Annotated in this window: 17 protein-coding genes; 13 read left to right on the top strand and 4 right to left on the bottom strand. The window is 57.3% G+C overall.

Features of this window, described 5'->3' with window-relative positions; genetic code table 11:
- The first annotated feature begins 163 nt into the window (after positions 1-163).
- The 5 genes from NF347_RS00300 (at position 164) to NF347_RS00280 (ending at position 6,965) form a co-directional block, all read left to right on the top strand.
- Entirely contained in the window at positions 164-1,639 is a 1,476-nt protein-coding gene (locus NF347_RS00300) for a TonB-dependent receptor (RefSeq protein ID WP_107036751.1), read from the top strand.
- A 72-nt stretch (positions 1,640-1,711) separates the two neighbouring features.
- Positions 1,712-3,100: an outer membrane beta-barrel protein gene (locus NF347_RS00295; RefSeq protein WP_107036752.1), complete on the top strand. Its 1,389-nt coding sequence runs from the start codon at positions 1,712-1,714 to the stop codon at positions 3,098-3,100.
- 126 nt (positions 3,101-3,226) lie between these two features.
- Entirely contained in the window at positions 3,227-5,032 is a 1,806-nt protein-coding gene (locus NF347_RS00290) for an AMP-dependent synthetase/ligase (protein ID WP_107036753.1), read from the top strand.
- Positions 5,033-5,064: 32 nt separating this feature from the next.
- On the top strand, positions 5,065-6,183 hold the full coding sequence (gene prfB / locus NF347_RS00285) for a peptide chain release factor 2 (RefSeq protein WP_107036754.1): 1,119 nt from the start codon (positions 5,065-5,067) through the stop codon (positions 6,181-6,183).
- Between the two features lie 50 nt (positions 6,184-6,233).
- Positions 6,234-6,965, top strand: a complete 732-nt coding sequence (locus NF347_RS00280) for a lysophospholipid acyltransferase family protein (RefSeq protein WP_107036755.1) — start codon at positions 6,234-6,236, stop codon at positions 6,963-6,965.
- A gap of 164 nt (positions 6,966-7,129) precedes the next feature.
- On the opposite strand, the gene NF347_RS00275 is transcribed toward NF347_RS00280, so the two are convergent.
- On the bottom strand, positions 7,130-9,448 hold the full coding sequence (locus NF347_RS00275; protein WP_107036768.1) for a beta-N-acetylhexosaminidase: 2,319 nt from the start codon (positions 9,446-9,448) through the stop codon (positions 7,130-7,132).
- 228 nt (positions 9,449-9,676) lie between these two features.
- Between NF347_RS00275 and NF347_RS00270 the strand changes: the two genes are divergently transcribed.
- The 3 genes from NF347_RS00270 to NF347_RS00260 all read left to right on the top strand — a co-directional run bounded on the left by NF347_RS00270 (position 9,677) and on the right by NF347_RS00260 (position 11,249).
- Positions 9,677-9,877, top strand: coding sequence for a hypothetical protein (locus tag NF347_RS00270; RefSeq protein ID WP_107036756.1), 201 nt, complete (start codon positions 9,677-9,679; stop codon positions 9,875-9,877).
- A gap of 68 nt (positions 9,878-9,945) precedes the next feature.
- The gene (locus NF347_RS00265) at positions 9,946-10,353 is read left to right on the top strand and encodes a DUF4332 domain-containing protein (protein ID WP_107036757.1); all 408 of its coding nucleotides are present in this window, start codon (positions 9,946-9,948) and stop codon (positions 10,351-10,353) included.
- A gap of 155 nt (positions 10,354-10,508) precedes the next feature.
- On the top strand, positions 10,509-11,249 hold the full coding sequence (locus tag NF347_RS00260; protein WP_107036758.1) for an RluA family pseudouridine synthase: 741 nt from the start codon (positions 10,509-10,511) through the stop codon (positions 11,247-11,249).
- On the opposite strand, the gene NF347_RS00255 is transcribed toward NF347_RS00260, so the two are convergent.
- Complete coding sequence (locus tag NF347_RS00255; protein WP_107036759.1) at positions 11,187-12,086, bottom strand: homoserine O-succinyltransferase; 900 nt, start codon at positions 12,084-12,086, stop codon at positions 11,187-11,189. The genes NF347_RS00260 and NF347_RS00255 overlap by 63 nt on opposite strands.
- 6 nt (positions 12,087-12,092) lie before the next feature.
- Entirely contained in the window at positions 12,093-13,085 is a 993-nt protein-coding gene (locus NF347_RS00250; protein WP_107036760.1) for a C40 family peptidase, read from the bottom strand.
- 186 nt (positions 13,086-13,271) lie between these two features.
- On the opposite strand from NF347_RS00250, the gene NF347_RS00245 reads away from it, so the two are divergent.
- The 5 genes from NF347_RS00245 (at position 13,272) to NF347_RS00225 (ending at position 17,604) form a co-directional block, all read left to right on the top strand.
- Entirely contained in the window at positions 13,272-14,813 is a 1,542-nt protein-coding gene (locus tag NF347_RS00245; RefSeq protein WP_107036761.1) for a Do family serine endopeptidase, read from the top strand.
- Entirely contained in the window at positions 14,813-15,397 is a 585-nt protein-coding gene (gene ruvA, locus NF347_RS00240) for a Holliday junction branch migration protein RuvA (RefSeq protein WP_107036762.1), read from the top strand. Before NF347_RS00245 ends, ruvA begins: the two co-directional genes overlap by 1 nt.
- Before the next feature lie 191 nt (positions 15,398-15,588).
- Complete coding sequence (locus NF347_RS00235) at positions 15,589-15,843, top strand: type B 50S ribosomal protein L31 (RefSeq protein ID WP_107036763.1); 255 nt, start codon at positions 15,589-15,591, stop codon at positions 15,841-15,843.
- Between the two features lie 145 nt (positions 15,844-15,988).
- Complete coding sequence (locus tag NF347_RS00230; protein ID WP_107036764.1) at positions 15,989-16,522, top strand: methylated-DNA--[protein]-cysteine S-methyltransferase; 534 nt, start codon at positions 15,989-15,991, stop codon at positions 16,520-16,522.
- Positions 16,523-16,614: 92 nt separating this feature from the next.
- Entirely contained in the window at positions 16,615-17,604 is a 990-nt protein-coding gene (locus NF347_RS00225) for a virulence RhuM family protein (protein WP_107036765.1), read from the top strand.
- Between the two features lie 110 nt (positions 17,605-17,714).
- On the opposite strand, the gene NF347_RS00220 is transcribed toward NF347_RS00225, so the two are convergent.
- On the bottom strand, positions 17,715-17,891 hold the full coding sequence (locus NF347_RS00220; protein ID WP_107036766.1) for a helix-turn-helix domain-containing protein: 177 nt from the start codon (positions 17,889-17,891) through the stop codon (positions 17,715-17,717).
- Positions 17,892-17,949 lie beyond the last annotated feature (58 nt).

Raw genomic sequence — 17,949 nt, 5'->3', positions numbered from 1 at the left:
CCCGCCGCAGCCGATTATCAACTTTTTTTATAATTTTTCGGGAGAGGGATGTAACGAATCACACATCTCTAACGTCATATATAAGAGCGCGACGCACAGCGCCGCCTCAACCGACCGATCATTATTTCATTTTTGTAACTTACCCCCCCCCCATAAACCAGTCATGCACAACGCATTAAGAACGGCATTAATCTGCCTGGCGGCAATTCTTACCGCTTTCACGGCCTCGGCTGACCTCAAGAAATTCATGCTCGTGGGCTACATCTACGACCAGGAATGGGACTCGGTGGACTCCTGCGAAGTAGAGATCTACAAGGACGACACCGTCAAAGTCAACTTCAAACTGCTGACAGGCAACGACGCCACCAAGACCCTTTCGGGCAATCAGCTGCGCGCCCTGGTCAATTCAGGCATCGGCACCTACCGGATCTCATTGTTCAAGGACGGATATACGCCGGCCACGACGACCTTCCGCATCGGCTCCGTCAGCGAAAACACCAAGTATCTCCGCACCATAAGGATGGAGAAAGAGCTGACCCGCAAGCTCAACGAAGTGACCGTCACCGGCACGCGCGTGAAGATGGTGATGAAGGGCGACACGGTGGTGTTTGACGCCGCTGCCTTCCAGCTCGGCGAAGGCTCGATGCTCGACGCCCTCGTGCGCCAGCTCCCGGGCGCCACGATCTCGTCGGACGGCGTGATAGAGGTGAACGGCCGCAAGATCAACGAACTGCTCGTCAACGGCAAGGACTTCTTCAAGGGTGATCCCAAAGTGGCTCTTCAGAACCTGCCCGCCTACACTGTCAAGAATCTCAAAGTCTACGACAAGGCCGACGACGACGCCTATCTGACCCACTCCGACTCCAACGCCGACAAACTGGAGGATGATCAGAACCTCGTGATGGACGTTCAGCTCAAAAAGGAGTATATCAAGGGGTGGATGGCCAACGCCGAAGCCGGCTACGGCACCCGCGACAGATATATGGGCCGAATCTTCGGCCTCGGCTATACCGACAAACTGCGCATATCGGTGTTCGGCAACATCAACAACACCGGCAACTCATCGCAGGCCGGCGACAACGGCCAGTGGTGGGAACGCTCGGCGGAGAACGGCATCAACCGCGTGGCCATGGGCGGTATCGACTACAGCTACAAGAACGGCGAGGAAACCGAATTTTCGGGCAACCTCAACTACCGCCACAACGACATCAACGAGCATGAGATCTCATCGATCACACGGTTTTATCCCTCGGGCGACCTCTACCGCCGCGGCGAACTGCGCCGACGCACCAAAGGCCACACACTGCGCACCGACCACGACCTCAACTTCCGTCTGAAATCGCTGGCATTCGCCCTGATGCCGTCGCTGGAATGGAGCCGCAACAAAACCCGCACCAACAACCTGACCGCCACCTTCGACACCGATCCGGTGGAGAACAGCCGCGGCGAGGCTATCGACTCGGTGTTCAACGCCACCGGACCGAAGCTCAACGACTTCCGCCGCCACCTGCTGACCAGCCTCCAGAATCTGTCGGTCAACGACCCGGAGAATCTCCACGGCCGCATCAACACATGGACCACCATACGCCCCGCGTCGTGGAAAGGAGTAGTGAGAGTCAATCTGATAGGTGACATATAGCGCAACACCGTCGACACCCGCACACTCTACAACCAGGCTATAGGCGCCGCCAACACCGGCGGAGCCGACCCGATGAAACGCGACACCTATACCTCGACCGAACTCCTCAAGAAAGCCGCCCAGGCTGCCATACAGTACATGCGCGACTACACCAACTTCGGCGAAAAACGCACCACCAAGCTGACATGGGCGGTTCGCGGACTGTATGACTACACCTACAACAACAACGACATGCACACCTATTCGGCCGACCGTCTTCCCGATCACATCACTCCCCCGTCGCTCACGAGGCCGGAATACATGATAGCCGACATGATCAACTCCCCTTACACACGCCAGTCAAACAACTCCACGCGCATGATCGGCAGCCTAAACTACAGCAACACCGCCACCGCTCCCGGCGACTCGACGCTCAATCCCGGCTTCAACGTCGGCTTCAGCTTAGGATATTTCCACCACAACGAGCACTACGACTTCGAAAAGCCCGGCATCATAGACCAGCACCTCAAACGCACCAACGACTGGCTGATACCGTCGATATACTTCTCATTCTCGTCGCAGAACAAGATCAGATCGCTCAACGCAAACATCGGCTACAACATCAGTCATGAAGCACCGCTCTTCAGCTATCTCGTGGACAACCGCGACACATCCGATCCGCTCAACGTGACGCTCGGCAACCCCGACGGCCTGCGCAACTCACTCACACACAGCGCGTACTTCTACATCGGACGCTATTCACGCGGCAAGAAACGCACCATAGTGCAACTCAACGGCGGATGGAACGTCACCACCTCGGCCGTAGCCATGGCCCAGACATACAACCCCGCGACAGGAGTGACCATCAACCGCCCCGAAAACATTTCAGGCAACTGGAACACATATCTACATTTCTACTTCAACACCCAGCTCAACGACCGCTTCACCCTTACCGCCATGATCATTGGCAACGGCACCAACTCGGCCGACTACGTGGCCATCGACGCCGCTCCGACCCGCAGCTCGGTGTTCAACACCTCGGTCAACCCCCGCGCCGGCATCGACTACCGTTTCAGCAACGGATCGACCATCGGCGCAGGATTCGCCGCCGCCGTAGAGCATCAGCACTCCGCCCGCGAAGGCTTCAACGACCGCACCAGCTACGCCTACAACCCCTCGCTGCGCCTGCTGCTCAAACTGCCCGCCCAGATCGAATTCAACACACAGTTCAATCCCTACTTCCGCCGCGGATACGAAAACAAGGAGATGAACACCACCGAATATATCTGGAACGCCACGGCAAGCAAGACGTTCGCCACAAGCGGATTCACCCTCAAACTGGCCGCCTACGACATTCTCGGCTCGGCCAAGCACGTCTACACTTCGATCAACGCCCAGGGCCGCACCGAAACATGGCGCAACTGTCTGCCCCGCTACGTGATGCTCTCGGCCGTCTACCGCTTCGACATGAAGAAACGCTGACGCCCGCCGCGTCATAACGACCTGCATCTCTGCATATCTTCCCGGAAAATATCGCCCCGGCGGCGGTGTTTTCCGGGAAGAATCGTTAAATTTGCACGAAACTCCGATATAATAAGAGAACCGTAAATGAAAAATATACTGACAGGCCTGATAAAACACCAGGCCATAAAATACGGCGACCGCGAGGCGGTGGCAACCCTGCAGGGAGATGAATGGACGCCGGTCAGCTGGCGCCGCATGGACTCCGACACCGACACTCTCGCGGCAGCCCTGTGCAGCCTCGGGGTGGAGCCGGGCGAACGCATAGGCATCTTCTCGGCCAACCGCATGGAGATGCTCAACGTCGACTTCGCCGCCTACGCCGTACGAGCCGTGCCAATCGCCATATATTCGACCAGCTCGCAGCAGCAGGTGGGATATATCGTCGACGACGCATCGATACGCCTGCTCTTCGCAGGCACCCGACAGCAGTATGAACTCGCCCGGCGGCTGATGACCGACGGATCCACAACCACACTGCGCCACATAGTGACGTTCGACGAGGTGGAGACCGATCCTGACGACACCACCTCGATGACATTCGCCCGACTGATGGAGATAGGCCGGGAGTCAGCAGCAAGATACAGCCGCGAAGTGGAGAAACGCACCCGCGAGGCACAGCCCGATGACATAGCCACCATCATCTACACCTCCGGCACCACCGGCGAGTCGAAAGGAGCCGTGCTCACCCACGCCTGCTTCACGGCCGCCATAGAGATACACCGCGAACGGCTCGACATGCTCAGCGAATGCGACTCATCGGTGTGCTTTCTGCCGCTGTGCCACATTTTCGAGCGCGCATGGACCTACTTCTGCCTCTACACCGGCATCCCGGTAGCGATCAACAACGATCCCAACCGCATACAGCAGACACTTCGCGAGCGGCATCCGACCTGCATGTGCTCCGTGCCCCGTTTCTGGGAGAAAGTCTACACTGTCATAGAAAGCAAGATGGCCGATATGAATCCCCTGCGCCGTTTCATAGCCCGCCGGGCACAGAAGGTAGGCCGCCGGCGCAACCTCGACTACGACCGTCTCGGACTCCGCGCGCCACGGCTTCTGGAACTGCGCTACAAGTTCTATGACCGCCTGGTGTTCACTCCCCTGCAGCGTGTGATCGGAGTGGAGCGCGGCAACATATTCCCGACCGCCGGCGCCCCTCTCTCGCCCGCGATAACTGAATTTTTCCATTGCTGCGGCATCAACGTGCTGATAGGCTACGGGCTCTCCGAAACCACCGCCACAGTGGCCTGCTTCCCGCGCGTCGGCTACGAAATCGGCACCGTGGGCACACCCATACCGCGGGTGCAGGTGAAGATCGGCCCCGAAAACGAGATACTCGTCAAAGGCCCCACCGTCATGACCGGCTACTACCGCAAGCCCGAGGCCACCAAAGAAGCGTTCACCGCCGACGGATGGCTGCGCACCGGCGACGCCGGACGCATCGACTCGACCGGCGCAATCATACTCACCGACCGCCTGAAGGATCTCTTCAAGACCTCCAACGGCAAATACATAGCCCCGCAGGCCATAGAGAGCCGTCTGGGCGAGGACAAATATATCGACCAGGCAGCCGTAATCGGCGACCGGCGCAAGTTTGTCAGCGCGCTGATAGTTCCCGCATTCGGCGAGCTGCGACGTTATGCCGAAGCTCACGGAATAGCCGCTGACGACAACGTGGCGCTCGTGGCCGATCCGCGTATCTACAGCTTCTATGAAGAGCGGCTCGCGCGGCTGCTCGACGACATGGCGCCCCACGAACACATCAAGCGCTTCACCCTGCTGCCACAGCCGTTCACCATGGAGAGCGGCGAACTGACCAACACTCTGAAAGTCAAGCGCCGCGCCGTCGCCGAACGCTATGCCGAAGAAATTGAACGCATGTATGTTTGACGCTTCGGCCGATTTTCATTATTTTTGCATTCATGATTACACAGGAACAACTTAAGGAAACCGCCGAGCGCACAGAAGCGCTCCACCGATATCTCGACATAGACTCCAAGAAAATAGAGGTAGAAGAGGAGGAACTGCGCACCCACGTGCCCGACTTCTGGGAACACCCCAAGGAAGCCCAGGCTCAGATGAAGAAAATCAAGGATCTGCAGGCATGGATCGAGGGATATGCCGAAGTGGCCGATGCTGTCGAAGAGCTGACCATTGCCTTCGAATTTGTAAAAGAGGGCGAAATGGACGAATCGGAACTCGACGCACTCTACGCATCGACCATCGACAAGATAGAGCGCCTGGAACTCCGCAATATGCTCCGCCGCGAAGAGGACAAGCTCGGAGTGGTGCTGAAAATCAACTCCGGCGCCGGAGGTACCGAGAGCCAGGACTGGGCACAGATGCTAATGCGCATGTATCTGCGCTGGTGCGAGGCTCACGGCTACAAGACCTCCATGGCCAACCTGCTCGAAGGTGACGAGGCCGGCATCAAGTCGTGCACCATCAACGTAGAGGGCGACTTCGCCTACGGCTATCTCAAGAGCGAGAACGGCGTGCACCGTCTGGTGCGCGTATCGCCCTACAACGCCCAGGGCAAGCGCATGACATCGTTTGCATCGGTGTTTGTCACCCCGCTGGTCGACGACACGATCGAAGTGCGTGTGGATCCGGCTCTGCTCTCGTGGGACACCTTCCGAAGCGGCGGCGCTGGCGGACAGAACGTCAACAAGGTGGAATCGGGCGTGCGTCTGCGCTACCAGTTCACCGACCCCTACACCGGCGAGAAAGAGGAGATACTCATCGAGAACACCGAAACCCGCGACCAGCCCAAGAACAAGGAGAACGCCATGCGTCAGCTGCGCTCCATACTCTACGACAAGGAACTGCAGCACCGTATGCAGGAGCAGGCCAAGATCGAGGCCGGCAAGATGAAGATCGAGTGGGGTTCGCAGATACGCAGCTACGTGTTTGACGACCGTCGCGTGAAGGATCACCGCACAGGCCACCAGACGTCGGACGTGGGCGGAGTGATGGACGGCGACATCGACGGATTCATCAAAGCCTACCTGATGGAATTTGCAGCCACCGAGCAGTCCTGATCCGATTCCTGACGACATCAAACAATCCACTACCCGATAAAACCACAACAATGCTCTTCCTCTACCGCGTATACCAGATATGCGTCATGCTGCCGCTGATGCTGGCAGCCACCGTGATCACCGCCCTCACAGCCATAGCCGGAGCCTCGCTCGGAGCCGGACGCTGGGCCGGATACTATCCTGAACGGATCTGGAGCCGGATCATGTGCTGGCTCGCCTTCGTGAGAGTGCGGGCAGTCGGACGCGACAATATCGATCCGCGGCAGAGCTACATATTTGTGGCCAACCATCAGGGAGCCTACGACATCTTCACCATTTACGGCTGGCTCGGACACCAGTTCCGCTGGATGATGAAGAAAGAGCTTCGTCGCATACCTCTGGTGGGGTATGCCTGCGAACGGATACAACAGATCTACGTGGACCGTTCCACTCCGTCGGCTCTGCGCCACACTATGGAGCGTGCCGAGAGGCTGCTCGGATCGGGGCTGTCGGTAGTGGTGTTTCCCGAGGGGGCACGCACATGGGACGGCAAGGTCAGAGCCTTCAAGCGCGGCGCCTTCATGCTTGCCGAGGAATTTCATCTTCCGGTGGTGCCGCTGACGATCGACGGCGCATTCGACGTGTTGCCCCGCTTCAAGCGCTTCCCTATGCCCGGAACAATCACACTGACCATACATCCGGCCATAAACCCGCCCGCCGACGGCTCGCACTACAACCTGCCTGAGCTCATGGCACGCTGCAAGTCGACCATCGAATCGGCACTCCCCTCCTCCGGGCAATAATCCGACCACGGATTACAACACAGGCCGGCGTGGCGAAACAGAGAGCCACAGCAGTTCCCACACTCTGAAACATATCTCCATTATACGAAAAAAGGTGTGCCTCCGCTTGATACAGAGGCACACCTTGATGTTTATAAACCATATTCCGGACGCGCCGGAGAGGGTCAGTTGATCTCTATCTCATCGACGAAGATGAAGGCCGGCTTGCCTTTGCCGGGATGCCAGTCGGGCATGGAGTTCTCAGGCTGCAGGCTCACCCTCACATAGCGGGCTTTAACCGGGTCGAACGCAAGCGAGTGCGTTACGATGGCGTTGGCACCCTTATCCATGCGGGGATAACCCTCGGAAGCCACCTTCGTGAAGGTCTTTCCGTCGGCGCTGACCTCTACTGTCATGCGGCGTGCATCGAACACCCAGTCGCCTGTAGCGACGCATGTGCGCACGGTCACGTCCTTCACCGTCTGATCATCCTCGAGGTTCACTTCGGCAACGAGATCCTTGCCGACAATGCCTACCCAGTCGCCATTGCCGTAACCGCTGGTGCCGAACTTGCCGTCGGTGAGTGTCACGCCTCCCTTGGCCTTGTAGCGGGGATGAAGCTCATTGACGAGCTTCACGGGGTGGGTTGTGGCGAGATTGAACGATACACTGTCGACATACACATTGCTGCGGCCGCTCTTGCGGATGGTGACAGCCTTGACGGTGGATGTCTTGTCGAGCTTCACGGGCTGCTCATAGAGCATCGATGCCTCGGTTGGCTCGGAGCCGTCGAGAGTGTAGTAGATCGGAGCGTTGTCGACAGTCGAAAGCTCAAGCATGATGGCGTGGCTTACGCTGTCGGGTGTGAGCGTTCCGGCCACATTGAACATGTGGCGTGCATAGTTGTAGCCGTTGGCGTCATAGTGGGCGATCATCTGCGGCATACGTCCTGCAAAAGCCTTGTAGTCCTTGGGGGCTTTGCTCCACTGCACTTCGGCCAGAGCAGCCATACGCGGCAGTTCCATGTACTGTGCCTGCGCGAAGGTGGGGATATACTCGGTCCACAGGTTGGCCTGCACGCCCTTGATATGGGCTGCCTCTTCGGGAGTGAGGTCGGCCGGAAGCGGCTCATAGCTGTAGACGCGCTCCACGGGGAGATAGCCGCCTATTGCTATAGGCTCGTTCTCGCGGTCGAGAGTCTGATAATAGTCGAAATAGAGATAGGAGTTGGGGGTCATGATGACATCGTGTCCACGACGAGCGGCTTCCTTGCCACCCTCCTCACCGCGCCACGACATGACTACGGCACCGGGGGCCAGACCACCTTCGAGTATCTCGTCCCAGCCAATCATCTTGCGTCCCTTAGAGGCGAGGAAATCGCTGGCATGGTGTATCACATGGCTCTGGAGTTTCTCCTCCTTGGTACCGTGGCTGTCGGCCTTGAGTCCGAGCTCGCGGATCTTGGCCTGGCATTTGGGACATGCGGCCCAACGGGTCTTGGGGCATTCGTCGCCGCCTACATGGATGTATTCCGACGGGAATATGTCGACCACTTCGGCAAGCACGTCGTCGATAAACTTATAGGTTGAGTCGTTGCCGGCGCAGAGCACGTCGTCGCTCACACCCCACTGCTGCCACACCTCATACGGGCCGCCGGTGCATCCCAGATAGGGATAAGCCTTGAGCGCTCCGAGCATGTGGCCGGGAAGATCTATTTCGGGGATGACGGTGATATGGCGGTCGGCGGCATACTTGATGATGTCGCGGGCCTCGTCCTGTGTATAGAAACCCTCCACGGGTATCGAATCATACTGGCCAGAATTGTGGCCGATGACAGTGCCTCCGCGCTTCGAACCAAGCTCGGTCAGTCCGGGACGGCTCTTGATCTCCAGACGCCATCCCTGGTCGTCGGTGAGATGCCAGTGGAGAATATTGATGTTGTGGAGGGCGAGCATATCGATGAAGCTCTTGACGGAGTCGGCGGGGAAGAAATGGCGCGACACGTCGAAGTGCGCTCCGCGATAGGCGAAACGCGGCTCGTCGGTGATGGTCACCGGCGGGAAGAGCACATTGCTCTGTGCGGCCTGCGGTATGGACTTGCGGAGAGTCTGTATGCCGTAGAATGTGCCTGCGGCCGAAGATCCGTTGATCTCTATGGAAGCGTCGCCTACGGTGAGCACATAGCCTTCGGGGTTGGCGCCGCCGAGATCGTCGCGGAGCAAGATCACGTCGGAAGCGGGTGCAGAATCTGTGACCTTCAGATCATGGCCGGTCATCTGCCTGAGATATCCTGCAAGAAGCTCAGCGTCATTCTTCAGAGCCTCGTTGCCGGCCGGATAGGCTATCCGGGTCGAAGCGGTGAGATGGAATCCTTCGCCGCTTCCCTCCTTTACCTCCTGCGGCAAAGGAATCACACTGTAGGAGGCAGTCTGCTCGCTTCTGCCCCCGCATGCAGCCATGACGGCGCAAATAGCCGCCACAGCCAGATACTTGATTTTTTTCATCTGGTATTTAGTGATAAATAATATTGGTTCAATCAGTCCGTCGGTATTGATCCGCAGTAAAACGGTATTATCTACAAAGATAGGCATTACTTCACGGTCGTATCCCATGCAAGTCCTTAAAAAATCGAAAAATCCATCATGACGCCTCTGCTTGCGTAAAAAAAACAGGCAGCCACCGAACATTTCCCTCTTCGACAGGGTTATATTGGGCGGACATCAACAACATCTATGGATTCGATAATAACCAACAGCAGACTCCTCCTCGAAAAAATGCGCATAGGATGCAGATATACCTATCGCGAACTGCTCCGGCTCTGTGACTTCACCGAACTGCAGCTGTGCTACGCGATACTGTATCTTCTGAAAGACGGCAGGATCAACCAGTATCGCGACGCAGAGGTCATATATGAGCTGCAACCTATAAGATAACACCACCGGCACACTGAACCGCCCCAAGCCGCCAAACGTTGTAATTTCACAATCAAATCCTCAACATCATGGCATACAGAATTATTGAAATCGAGGGTATCGGCGAACTGTACGAGGCAAAACTCGGAGCCGCAGGCATCGACACTACCGAACAGCTGCTCGAAGCCGGAAAGACGCCGGAAGGAAGGCTCAGGCTGTCGGAAGCGACAGGCATCAACAACAAACTGATACTAAAGTGGGTAAACCATGCCGACCTGTTCCGCATCAAGGGCGTGGCCGGACAATTCGCCGAGTTGCTTGAAGCCTCGGGAGTCGACACGGTCAAGGAATTCCGCCACCGCGTGCCCGAAAACCTTCACAAACGCCTGGAGGAGATCAACGCCGAGCGCAATCTGTGCGGCCGCATCCCCACTCTCCACGAACTTGAAAAGATGATAGCGCAGGCCAAGGAGCTCGCGCCCGCTGTCAGCTACTGACACCGCCATCAGCCATACTGCCGGGAGACCGCGCCGCCGCGATATGAGATCGCACCACGGCACGGCCTCCCGGATCGTTTTTCAGCGGGCCGATGACGCGTCGCGAGGAAACGCCACTTCGGCAAATCGCAGGAAATTGCTAACTTTGCGGAAGTATGGAAGTAATCTACGAAGACAATCATATCATAGCGGTCAACAAGCGTCCGGGCGAGATAGTGCAGGGCGACAAGACAGGCGACGAGCCTCTGGTCGAAACCGTGCGGCGATACATAAAGGAGAAATATGCCAAGCCGGGCAACGTGTTCTGCGGGGTGGTTCACCGGCTCGACCGTCCGGTAGGGGGCGTGGTACTGTTCGCCAAGACTTCAAAAGCCCTGACACGCCTCAATGAGATGCTGCGCCGCGGCGAGATCCGCAAGACCTACTGGGCGCTCACCCGCTGCCGTCCGGCGCAGCCTGAGGCACGGCTCGAAGGATATATCACGAGTGTGGAACGCAACAACAAGTCGTATCTGTCGTCCGTTCCCAAGGAGGGAGCCAAGCATTCGGCGCTGTCCTACCGGCAGATAGCGCAGGGCGACCATGCGAGCCTGCTTGAGATCAATCTTGAAACCGGACGCAAACACCAGATCCGTGTGATGCTGTCGTCAATAGGATGCCCCGTCAGAGGCGATCTGAAATATGGCGACAGGCGCAGCAATCCCGACGGGAGCATTTCGCTGCTGGCCCGACGGGTGGAACTGACGCACCCGGTGTCGCGACAGCCGCTTGTCATAGAGGCTCCGACACCCGACGAACGTGTGTGGCGCGAACTTGAGGGCATGGCCGCCGGTTCAGCGCCGAGCCCTGCCGGGAGCCACGACGCGCCCGATCCAGTTGGCGAACAGAAGGCGTGAGTGCGCCCGCCAGCGCACCACAGGCCCGGCCTCCGGGCTGTCGTCGCGATAATAATTGACCGGAACAGAGGGATTCATGCCGCGCTCCGTATCGCGCCGGTATTCGAAGTCGAGCGTCATCGGAGCATATTCCGAATGGCCGGTGATGTATATTTCCCGGTCATCGAAGGCCGACGCCATGTAGACGCCGGAGTCGGGATTCTCCGAGATGATCCTCACCCCTCTTTCCACCGCCGGATCCAGATCAGAACGAAGCCACGTGATGAAACGACTGTTGGGCACATAGAATTCATCGTCAAACCCTTCGGTCAGGCGGTTGCCGGAGCCTATCACGCCATGGGGATAGACTCCCGAAATCTTGCGGTCGAGCAATCTCTTGTCGATGCCGTAATGATGGTACATCGCCGCGAATGCCGCCCAGCATATAAACAGCGACGGAACAGACGCGCTCCGCAGGGAATCGAATATGCCGCATATCTCAGGCCAGTAGCTGACGTCGGCGAAAGCCACTCTCTCGAGCGGCGCACCGTTGACGATAAACCCGTCGAATCCGCGGGTCATATCATCGCGCCACGGCTCATAATGGGCGGCCATGTACTCCGGCGAGGTGTGGCGCGGCACGTGGGTGCGCAGCGACACGAGCGTCAGCACCACCGGCAGCTGCGTCGACGACAGCACCCTCAGCATGTCGGTCTCGGCCATCTCCTTGAGCGGCATGAGATTGAGCAGACCCACCCGCAGAGCGTCGGCCGGAGCGTCCGACAAAGGTAATATCTCCACTCCCTCAGCGGCGAGATCGCTCACGGCCGGCAGTGTCGGATCGGCATATACAGGCATTATGATTCAGTCAAAATAATCCGATATTACAGAATCGACTTTCTGGTCGATGATATCTTCAAGATCGCGGCGCTTCTTCTCGAGAGCCTTGCGCACCCGGTCGGCAGCCTTCTCCTTGTCGGCAGCCGCCGATGCGACAGCGGTCAGGTCGGCCGCCACCGATACCGCCTTTGACGCTTTAGGATCGGCAGCGACCTTTTCGCTCACTTTCTCGCTCACTTTCTCGCTCACCTTGCGCGACACCCCTGCAAGCAGTCGGTCGAGATCCTCGGCCGGCACGCTCACCGGCGACTCCTCCATGCGCTGCTTCAGATCGGGCGCACCGGCGGGTTTATCCTTGCGCTTGTCGGTCTTGCCCTTGTTTTTGTCGGTCTTGCCCTTGTTTTTGCCGGTCTTGCCGCTGATCATCGCATAGTAGCGCTCCACTCGGCCCGAAGAGTGGTAGGTGCGGCGGTAGTATGACTCGTCGAGCGAGCTCACTATCACTCCGCGGCTCGTCGACGAATGTATGATACGTCCGTCGCCCACATACATGCCCACATGGCTGACACCTTTGGATCCGGTGCGGAAAAACACCAGATCGCCCTCCATAAGCTCCGAGCGGTCGATACGCCGGCAATACTCGCTCTGCTGCGCCGAGCTTCGCGGCAGTTTTATCTGCAGAGCGTTGACAAATATCTGCGAAGTCAGTCCGGAGCAGTCCACTCCGCTGCGGGTGCTTCCGCCGTAGCGGTAGGAGGTACCCATCCAGCGGCGCGCCTCTTCAAGCAGGCGGCGGGTTTCGGCGGGAAGCGACCCTGACACGTCGATGCGCTGCGAAGCGCCTGAGGCGCCTGAGCCTTTGCCTGACACGGCGGCGCTCACGCTTGCCGCACGCTTGGCCGACACATGGCGCGAAGAGCCGCATCCGCTCAGACCGGCCACCATAAGCGCCGACACGAACAGACACAGCGTCAGCCTGACAGGCATAGCAAGAAATAAGAATCGGTTGGTCGTCATGTCAGCAAAATTAGTGCATTTCTGTCAGACTTTTTCACATCAATAGAATAAAATTCATAAAATCAGAAGCCCCATATATTAAATCGCATTAAAAAACGACAAAGGCGCACATCCTACATTAAATTTAGCACTATTTTTGCCGTCACAGACAATAAACCATCACAGACAATAAACCAACACAGGAATATGAACAACTTCACCAAGACTCTCCTGACTGCCTGCGGCGTAGCCGTCGCAAGCTCGGTCATCACCGTGGGAGCCTTCAAGGCTTCAGACTCAGGCCTGTCACGTCAGGCCGACACCGACCTCTCCGACAACGGCCGCACCGACGCCAACGGCCGGTTCCTGACCGTAGCGCAGAGTGCCGCGCTCGAAACCGACTTCACCGCCGCAGCCGAATCGACCATCAACGGAGTGGTCAGCATCAAGAGCTACGTGACACTGCGCCAGCGCTCCACCCGTCAGAGCACCCCGTTTGACGATCCGTTCTTTGAATTTTTCTTCGGCACCCCGCGCCGCCAGCAGCAACAGCCCCAGCAGCAGGAACAGCAGCCCAAGGAGCAGCCGATGGGACTCGGATCGGGAGTGATCATCAGCGCCGACGGACATATCGTCACTAACAACCATGTCATCGAGGGCGCCGAACGCCTTGAGGTGACACTCAACGACAACCGCACCTACGACGCCACCGTCATAGGCACCGACCCCACCACCGACCTCGCCCTTATAAAGATCGAGGCCGACAGCCTCCACGTCATACCGATGGGAAGCTCCGACAATCTCCTCGTGGGCGAATGGGTGCTCGCCGTGGGCAATCCGTTCGGATTCACCTCCACCGTCACCGCCGGCATAGTCAGCGCCAAAGCCCGCTCGATCTCCGACAGCCGCCAGGGACGGATGACCATCGAATCATACATACAGACCGATGCCGCCGTCAATCCCGGCAACTCGGGTGGAGCGCTCGTCAATCTCAAAGGCGAACTCATCGGCATAAACACCGCCATATACTCGCAGACGGGCAACTATGCCGGCTATTCGTTCGCCATACCCACCTCGATAGTGGTCAAGGTGATGACCGACCTCAAGAAATACGGCACGGTGCAGCGCGCGGTGCTTGGCATCACCTTCCGTGAACTCACCCCCGAGATCATCAAGGAGAAGGGATTCAAGAACATCAACGACGGCATTGTCGTGGAGGAGGTCAGCGAGGGCGGAGCCGCCATGACCGCCGGAGTGAGACCCAACGACGTGATCGTGGCCATCAACGGCACGGCCATCCACAACAAAGCCCAGTTCATGGAGCAGCTCAGCCGTCTCAGCCCGGGCGACAAAGCCTCGCTGACCATCGTGCGCGACGGCAGCACCAGAAACTTCGACGTGACTCTTCTCAACAACCAGGGATCCACACGCATCGTCAAAGCGCCTACAGTGGAGGCACTCGGCGCCAAATTCGCCAAAGTGGCCGACGACAAGCTCCGCGCCTTGCGTCTGCGCAGCGGAGTGCAGGTGAGCGAGGTGACTGGCGACGGACGCTTCAAGCGTGCCGGCATCCGTGAAGGCTTCATCATCTCCGACATCAACAACGGCCGCGTCAGCTCGCCCGAGGATGTCGAGAAGATCTACGACGCCATCATGAAGAGCGACGACACCTACGACAAGGTTATGTTCATCTCCGGCGTCTATCCCACAGGCAAAAAGATGTATTACGCTGTAGATCTCGCCGACTGATGATAGAATACATACATGGCCCTCTGGCCGAACTCACACCCGCCTACGCCGTGGTCGACTGCCACGGCGTGGGCTATCTTCTTGCCATCACACTGACAGCCTACACCGAACTGCAGGACAAGAAGGAAGCCAGGCTGCTCGTTCACGAAGCAATCCGCGAAGACGCTTATCAGCTCTACGGATTCATCAGTCCGCAGGAGCGCGAACTGTTCCGCGAGCTCATTGGAGTCAGCGGCGTCGGCGCCAATACCGCGCGGATGATACTCTCGTCGATCCCCGCCCCCGAACTGGCGTCGGTCATCATCGCAGGCGACCACGCGCGGCTCAAAGCCGTCAAAGGGATCGGAGCCAAGACAGCACAGCGCATAGTGGTGGATCTTCGCGACAAGATCAAACCCTCGGGCGACATACCCGCAGCCGCCATGGCTCCCGCCGCAAGCGAGGCATTCGAGGAGGCTCTCGCCGCTCTCGTGATGCTCGGATTTCCGCGTCCGGCCGCAGCCAAGGCGCTCCGCAAACTCTTCGACGCCGAGCCTCAGATCAAGGTGGAACAGGCCATCAAGAAAGCCCTCGCCATGCTCTGATCCGGCACAAATCCGGCAGTTTTTTCGGCCATCGCCACCGGTTTGTCCACTAATTTATTGCAATCAAGCCGCAAAGCCGACAAAACCGTTGGCGGATTGTGAAAAAATTTCTAACTTTGCACCGCCATTACAAACATTGCGCCTTACCAGCGCGATTTTCTAACGGATTAATCGATTAACAGCATAACAAAATGAAAAAAGACATCCATCCTTCCAACTATCGCGAAGTTGTGTTCAAAGATATGTCGAACGAAGAGATCTTCATCACACGTTCTACTATCGCCGCCAAGGAGACAATCGAGGTGGACGGCAAGACCTACCCCCTCGTGAAGCTTGAAATCACAAGCGCCTCACACCCCTTCTTCACCGGCAAGCAGAAACTCGTCGACACCGCCGGCCGCGTCGACAAGTTCATGAACCGCTACGGCAACCGCAAGAAGAAATAAATCCCGCGAAAGAGAGCAGCGGTGCCTGCAGCGCCCTGCACGAAGGATCACAAACCGATACGACGGTCCTGTGTCATGACATTATGCGTTGACACAGGACCTTGTTGTATGCCATAAGAGCGTGTTACTTACACCACCTACCGTCATGAACACCACCATCCTCACCGCCACACACCACACCCCCTGCGGAGATCTTCTCATAGGCGCCGTCGGCCATCGGATATGCCTGTGCGACTGGGCAGCAGGCGGCAGTCCGCGGCCTGTGGTGGAACGCCGCCTCCGACGCCTCTACGGCCCGCTGTCCACCCCCGGAGCAGCCGACTCGCCACTGATCGACGAAGCGCGCCGACAGCTCGACCTGTATTTCGACCGACGGCTACGCAAATTCGACCTGCCTCTGGCCATCGACGGCACGCCACTGCAGCAAGCCGTATGGCGGCGACTGACAGCAATCCCCTACGCATCCACCATCAGCTACTCGCAGCTGGCGGCATCCGTCGGACACCACACAGCCGTAAGAGCAGTGGCATCGGCCTGCGGAGCCAACGCCATATCAATCATCGTCCCCTGCCACCGGGTGACCGGCGCCGACGGCTCGCTGACAGGCTACGCCGGCGGCATCGCAGCCAAACGCCGCCTCCTCGACCTCGAATCACACGCCGCCACACCAATACCATGAGGCATGATTCGACAGACATCTTGTCATTCTCGGAATAATTCGCTATATTTGCATAAAACGAAAGCGACTCACTACACCGACAGCTGACAACCATGGCAAAGGAAATTCAATTTATCTTATACAATCTCCCCGACAATTCAGGGACAGTGCAGGCTTATGTGGAGAATGAGACACTATGGCTTACACAGAAAGCCATCTCTCAACTGTTTGGAGTTGACCGCACCGTCATAACCAAGCATCTCAAAAATATATTTGAGACAGGAGAACTCTATGAAGAATCAGTATGTGCAAAATTTGCACATACTGCGACCGATGGAAAAAAGTATAATACGGCCTTTTATTCCCTTGATGCCATAATCAGTGTCGGATACCGCGTAAACAGCCGCCGCGCCACCATGTTCCGTCAATGGGCCACACGCATACTCAACGAATATATCCGTAAAGGATTCGTACTTGACGACGAACGTCTCAAACAGGGAAATGCGACATTCGGGCGCGACTATTTCCGCGAACTAATTGAACGCGTACGCTCCATTCGCGCCAGCGAGAGACGCATCTGGCAACAGATCACCGACATATATGCCGAGTGCAGCATCGATTACGACCGTATGGCACCGGCAACAAAAGATTTTTATGCCATGGTACAGAACCGGTTTCATTATGCCATAACCGGACATACTGCCGCCGAGATAATACACTCCGGCGCTGACCATACGAAACCCAATATGGGGCTTACTTCATGGAAAAACGCTCCTGACGGCCGCATACTCAAATCTGATGTAACTATTGCTAAAAACTATCTGACCGACAAAGAGATCCGCTCTCTCGAACGGACTGTCACATCCTATTTCGATTATATTGAGGGACAGATCGAACGCGGAAACATATTCACCATGGAACAATTTGCCGAAAGTGTCAATAAATTCTTGACATTCAACGATTATAAGACATTACCAAATCGCGGCTGCATATCCGCCTCACAGGCCAAGGCAAAAGCGGAAGCAGAATACGACCTTTTCAATCCTACCCAACAGATCGATTCTGATTTCGACAAAGAGATCCGCCGTATACTCGACACTTAGCATGCCATATCGCCGCGACAGTTTTCAGCGCAAACAAGTCGCCGCGTCAGAATCGGGCATTCTGACACGGCGACTTTGATTTAAGCCATAATTCGGCAAGGGTTGTCGGCTCAGGCAAGGGTGTACTTGCAGCGGACCGGCGACACTATCGTGCCATCCTTTTTGAGCTGGGCGAATACCTTGTCGACCACCTTCTTGTCAAGCCCGGTGACCTCAGCCACCTTCGAGGCGTTGACAGGCTCTCCGGCATTGCGGATCGCCTCTATCACAGTGTTGCGTTCATCCATAATATCTCTGTTTTTTTGATTAAGTAATACGTTATTTTCAAAACGGATGGGGCGTCGC

It is taken from the genome of Paramuribaculum intestinale (assembly GCF_030759015.1).
In the GTDB taxonomy this organism is placed as follows: domain Bacteria; phylum Bacteroidota; class Bacteroidia; order Bacteroidales; family Muribaculaceae; genus Paramuribaculum; species Paramuribaculum intestinale.
Note: the sequence above shows the minus strand (reverse complement) of the source record. Positions and strands in the feature narration are given on the sequence as shown.

Bases quoted from the DNA above. Each gene is read 5' to 3' on its own strand.
- NF347_RS00275 (WP_107036768.1), bottom strand. From the start codon at position 9,448: ATGAAAAAAATCAAGTATCTGGCTGTGGCGGCTATTTGCGCCGTCATG.
- NF347_RS00250 (WP_107036760.1), bottom strand. From the start codon at position 13,085: ATGACGACCAACCGATTCTTATTTCTTGCTATGCCTGTCAGGCTGACG.
- NF347_RS00300 (WP_107036751.1), top strand. From the start codon at position 164: ATGCACAACGCATTAAGAACGGCATTAATCTGCCTGGCGGCAATTCTT.
- NF347_RS00260 (WP_107036758.1), top strand. From the start codon at position 10,509: ATGGAAGTAATCTACGAAGACAATCATATCATAGCGGTCAACAAGCGT.
- NF347_RS00280 (WP_107036755.1), top strand. From the start codon at position 6,234: ATGCTCTTCCTCTACCGCGTATACCAGATATGCGTCATGCTGCCGCTG.
- prfB (WP_107036754.1), top strand. From the start codon at position 5,065: ATGATTACACAGGAACAACTTAAGGAAACCGCCGAGCGCACAGAAGCG.
- NF347_RS00295 (WP_107036752.1), top strand. From the start codon at position 1,712: ATGAAACGCGACACCTATACCTCGACCGAACTCCTCAAGAAAGCCGCC.
- NF347_RS00225 (WP_107036765.1), top strand. From the start codon at position 16,615: ATGGCAAAGGAAATTCAATTTATCTTATACAATCTCCCCGACAATTCA.
- NF347_RS00270 (WP_107036756.1), top strand. From the start codon at position 9,677: ATGGATTCGATAATAACCAACAGCAGACTCCTCCTCGAAAAAATGCGC.
- NF347_RS00255 (WP_107036759.1), bottom strand. From the start codon at position 12,086: ATGCCTGTATATGCCGATCCGACACTGCCGGCCGTGAGCGATCTCGCC.
- NF347_RS00290 (WP_107036753.1), top strand. From the start codon at position 3,227: ATGAAAAATATACTGACAGGCCTGATAAAACACCAGGCCATAAAATAC.
- NF347_RS00235 (WP_107036763.1), top strand. From the start codon at position 15,589: ATGAAAAAAGACATCCATCCTTCCAACTATCGCGAAGTTGTGTTCAAA.
- ruvA (WP_107036762.1), top strand. From the start codon at position 14,813: ATGATAGAATACATACATGGCCCTCTGGCCGAACTCACACCCGCCTAC.
- NF347_RS00265 (WP_107036757.1), top strand. From the start codon at position 9,946: ATGGCATACAGAATTATTGAAATCGAGGGTATCGGCGAACTGTACGAG.
- NF347_RS00230 (WP_107036764.1), top strand. From the start codon at position 15,989: ATGAACACCACCATCCTCACCGCCACACACCACACCCCCTGCGGAGAT.
- NF347_RS00245 (WP_107036761.1), top strand. From the start codon at position 13,272: ATGAACAACTTCACCAAGACTCTCCTGACTGCCTGCGGCGTAGCCGTC.
- NF347_RS00220 (WP_107036766.1), bottom strand. From the start codon at position 17,891: ATGGATGAACGCAACACTGTGATAGAGGCGATCCGCAATGCCGGAGAG.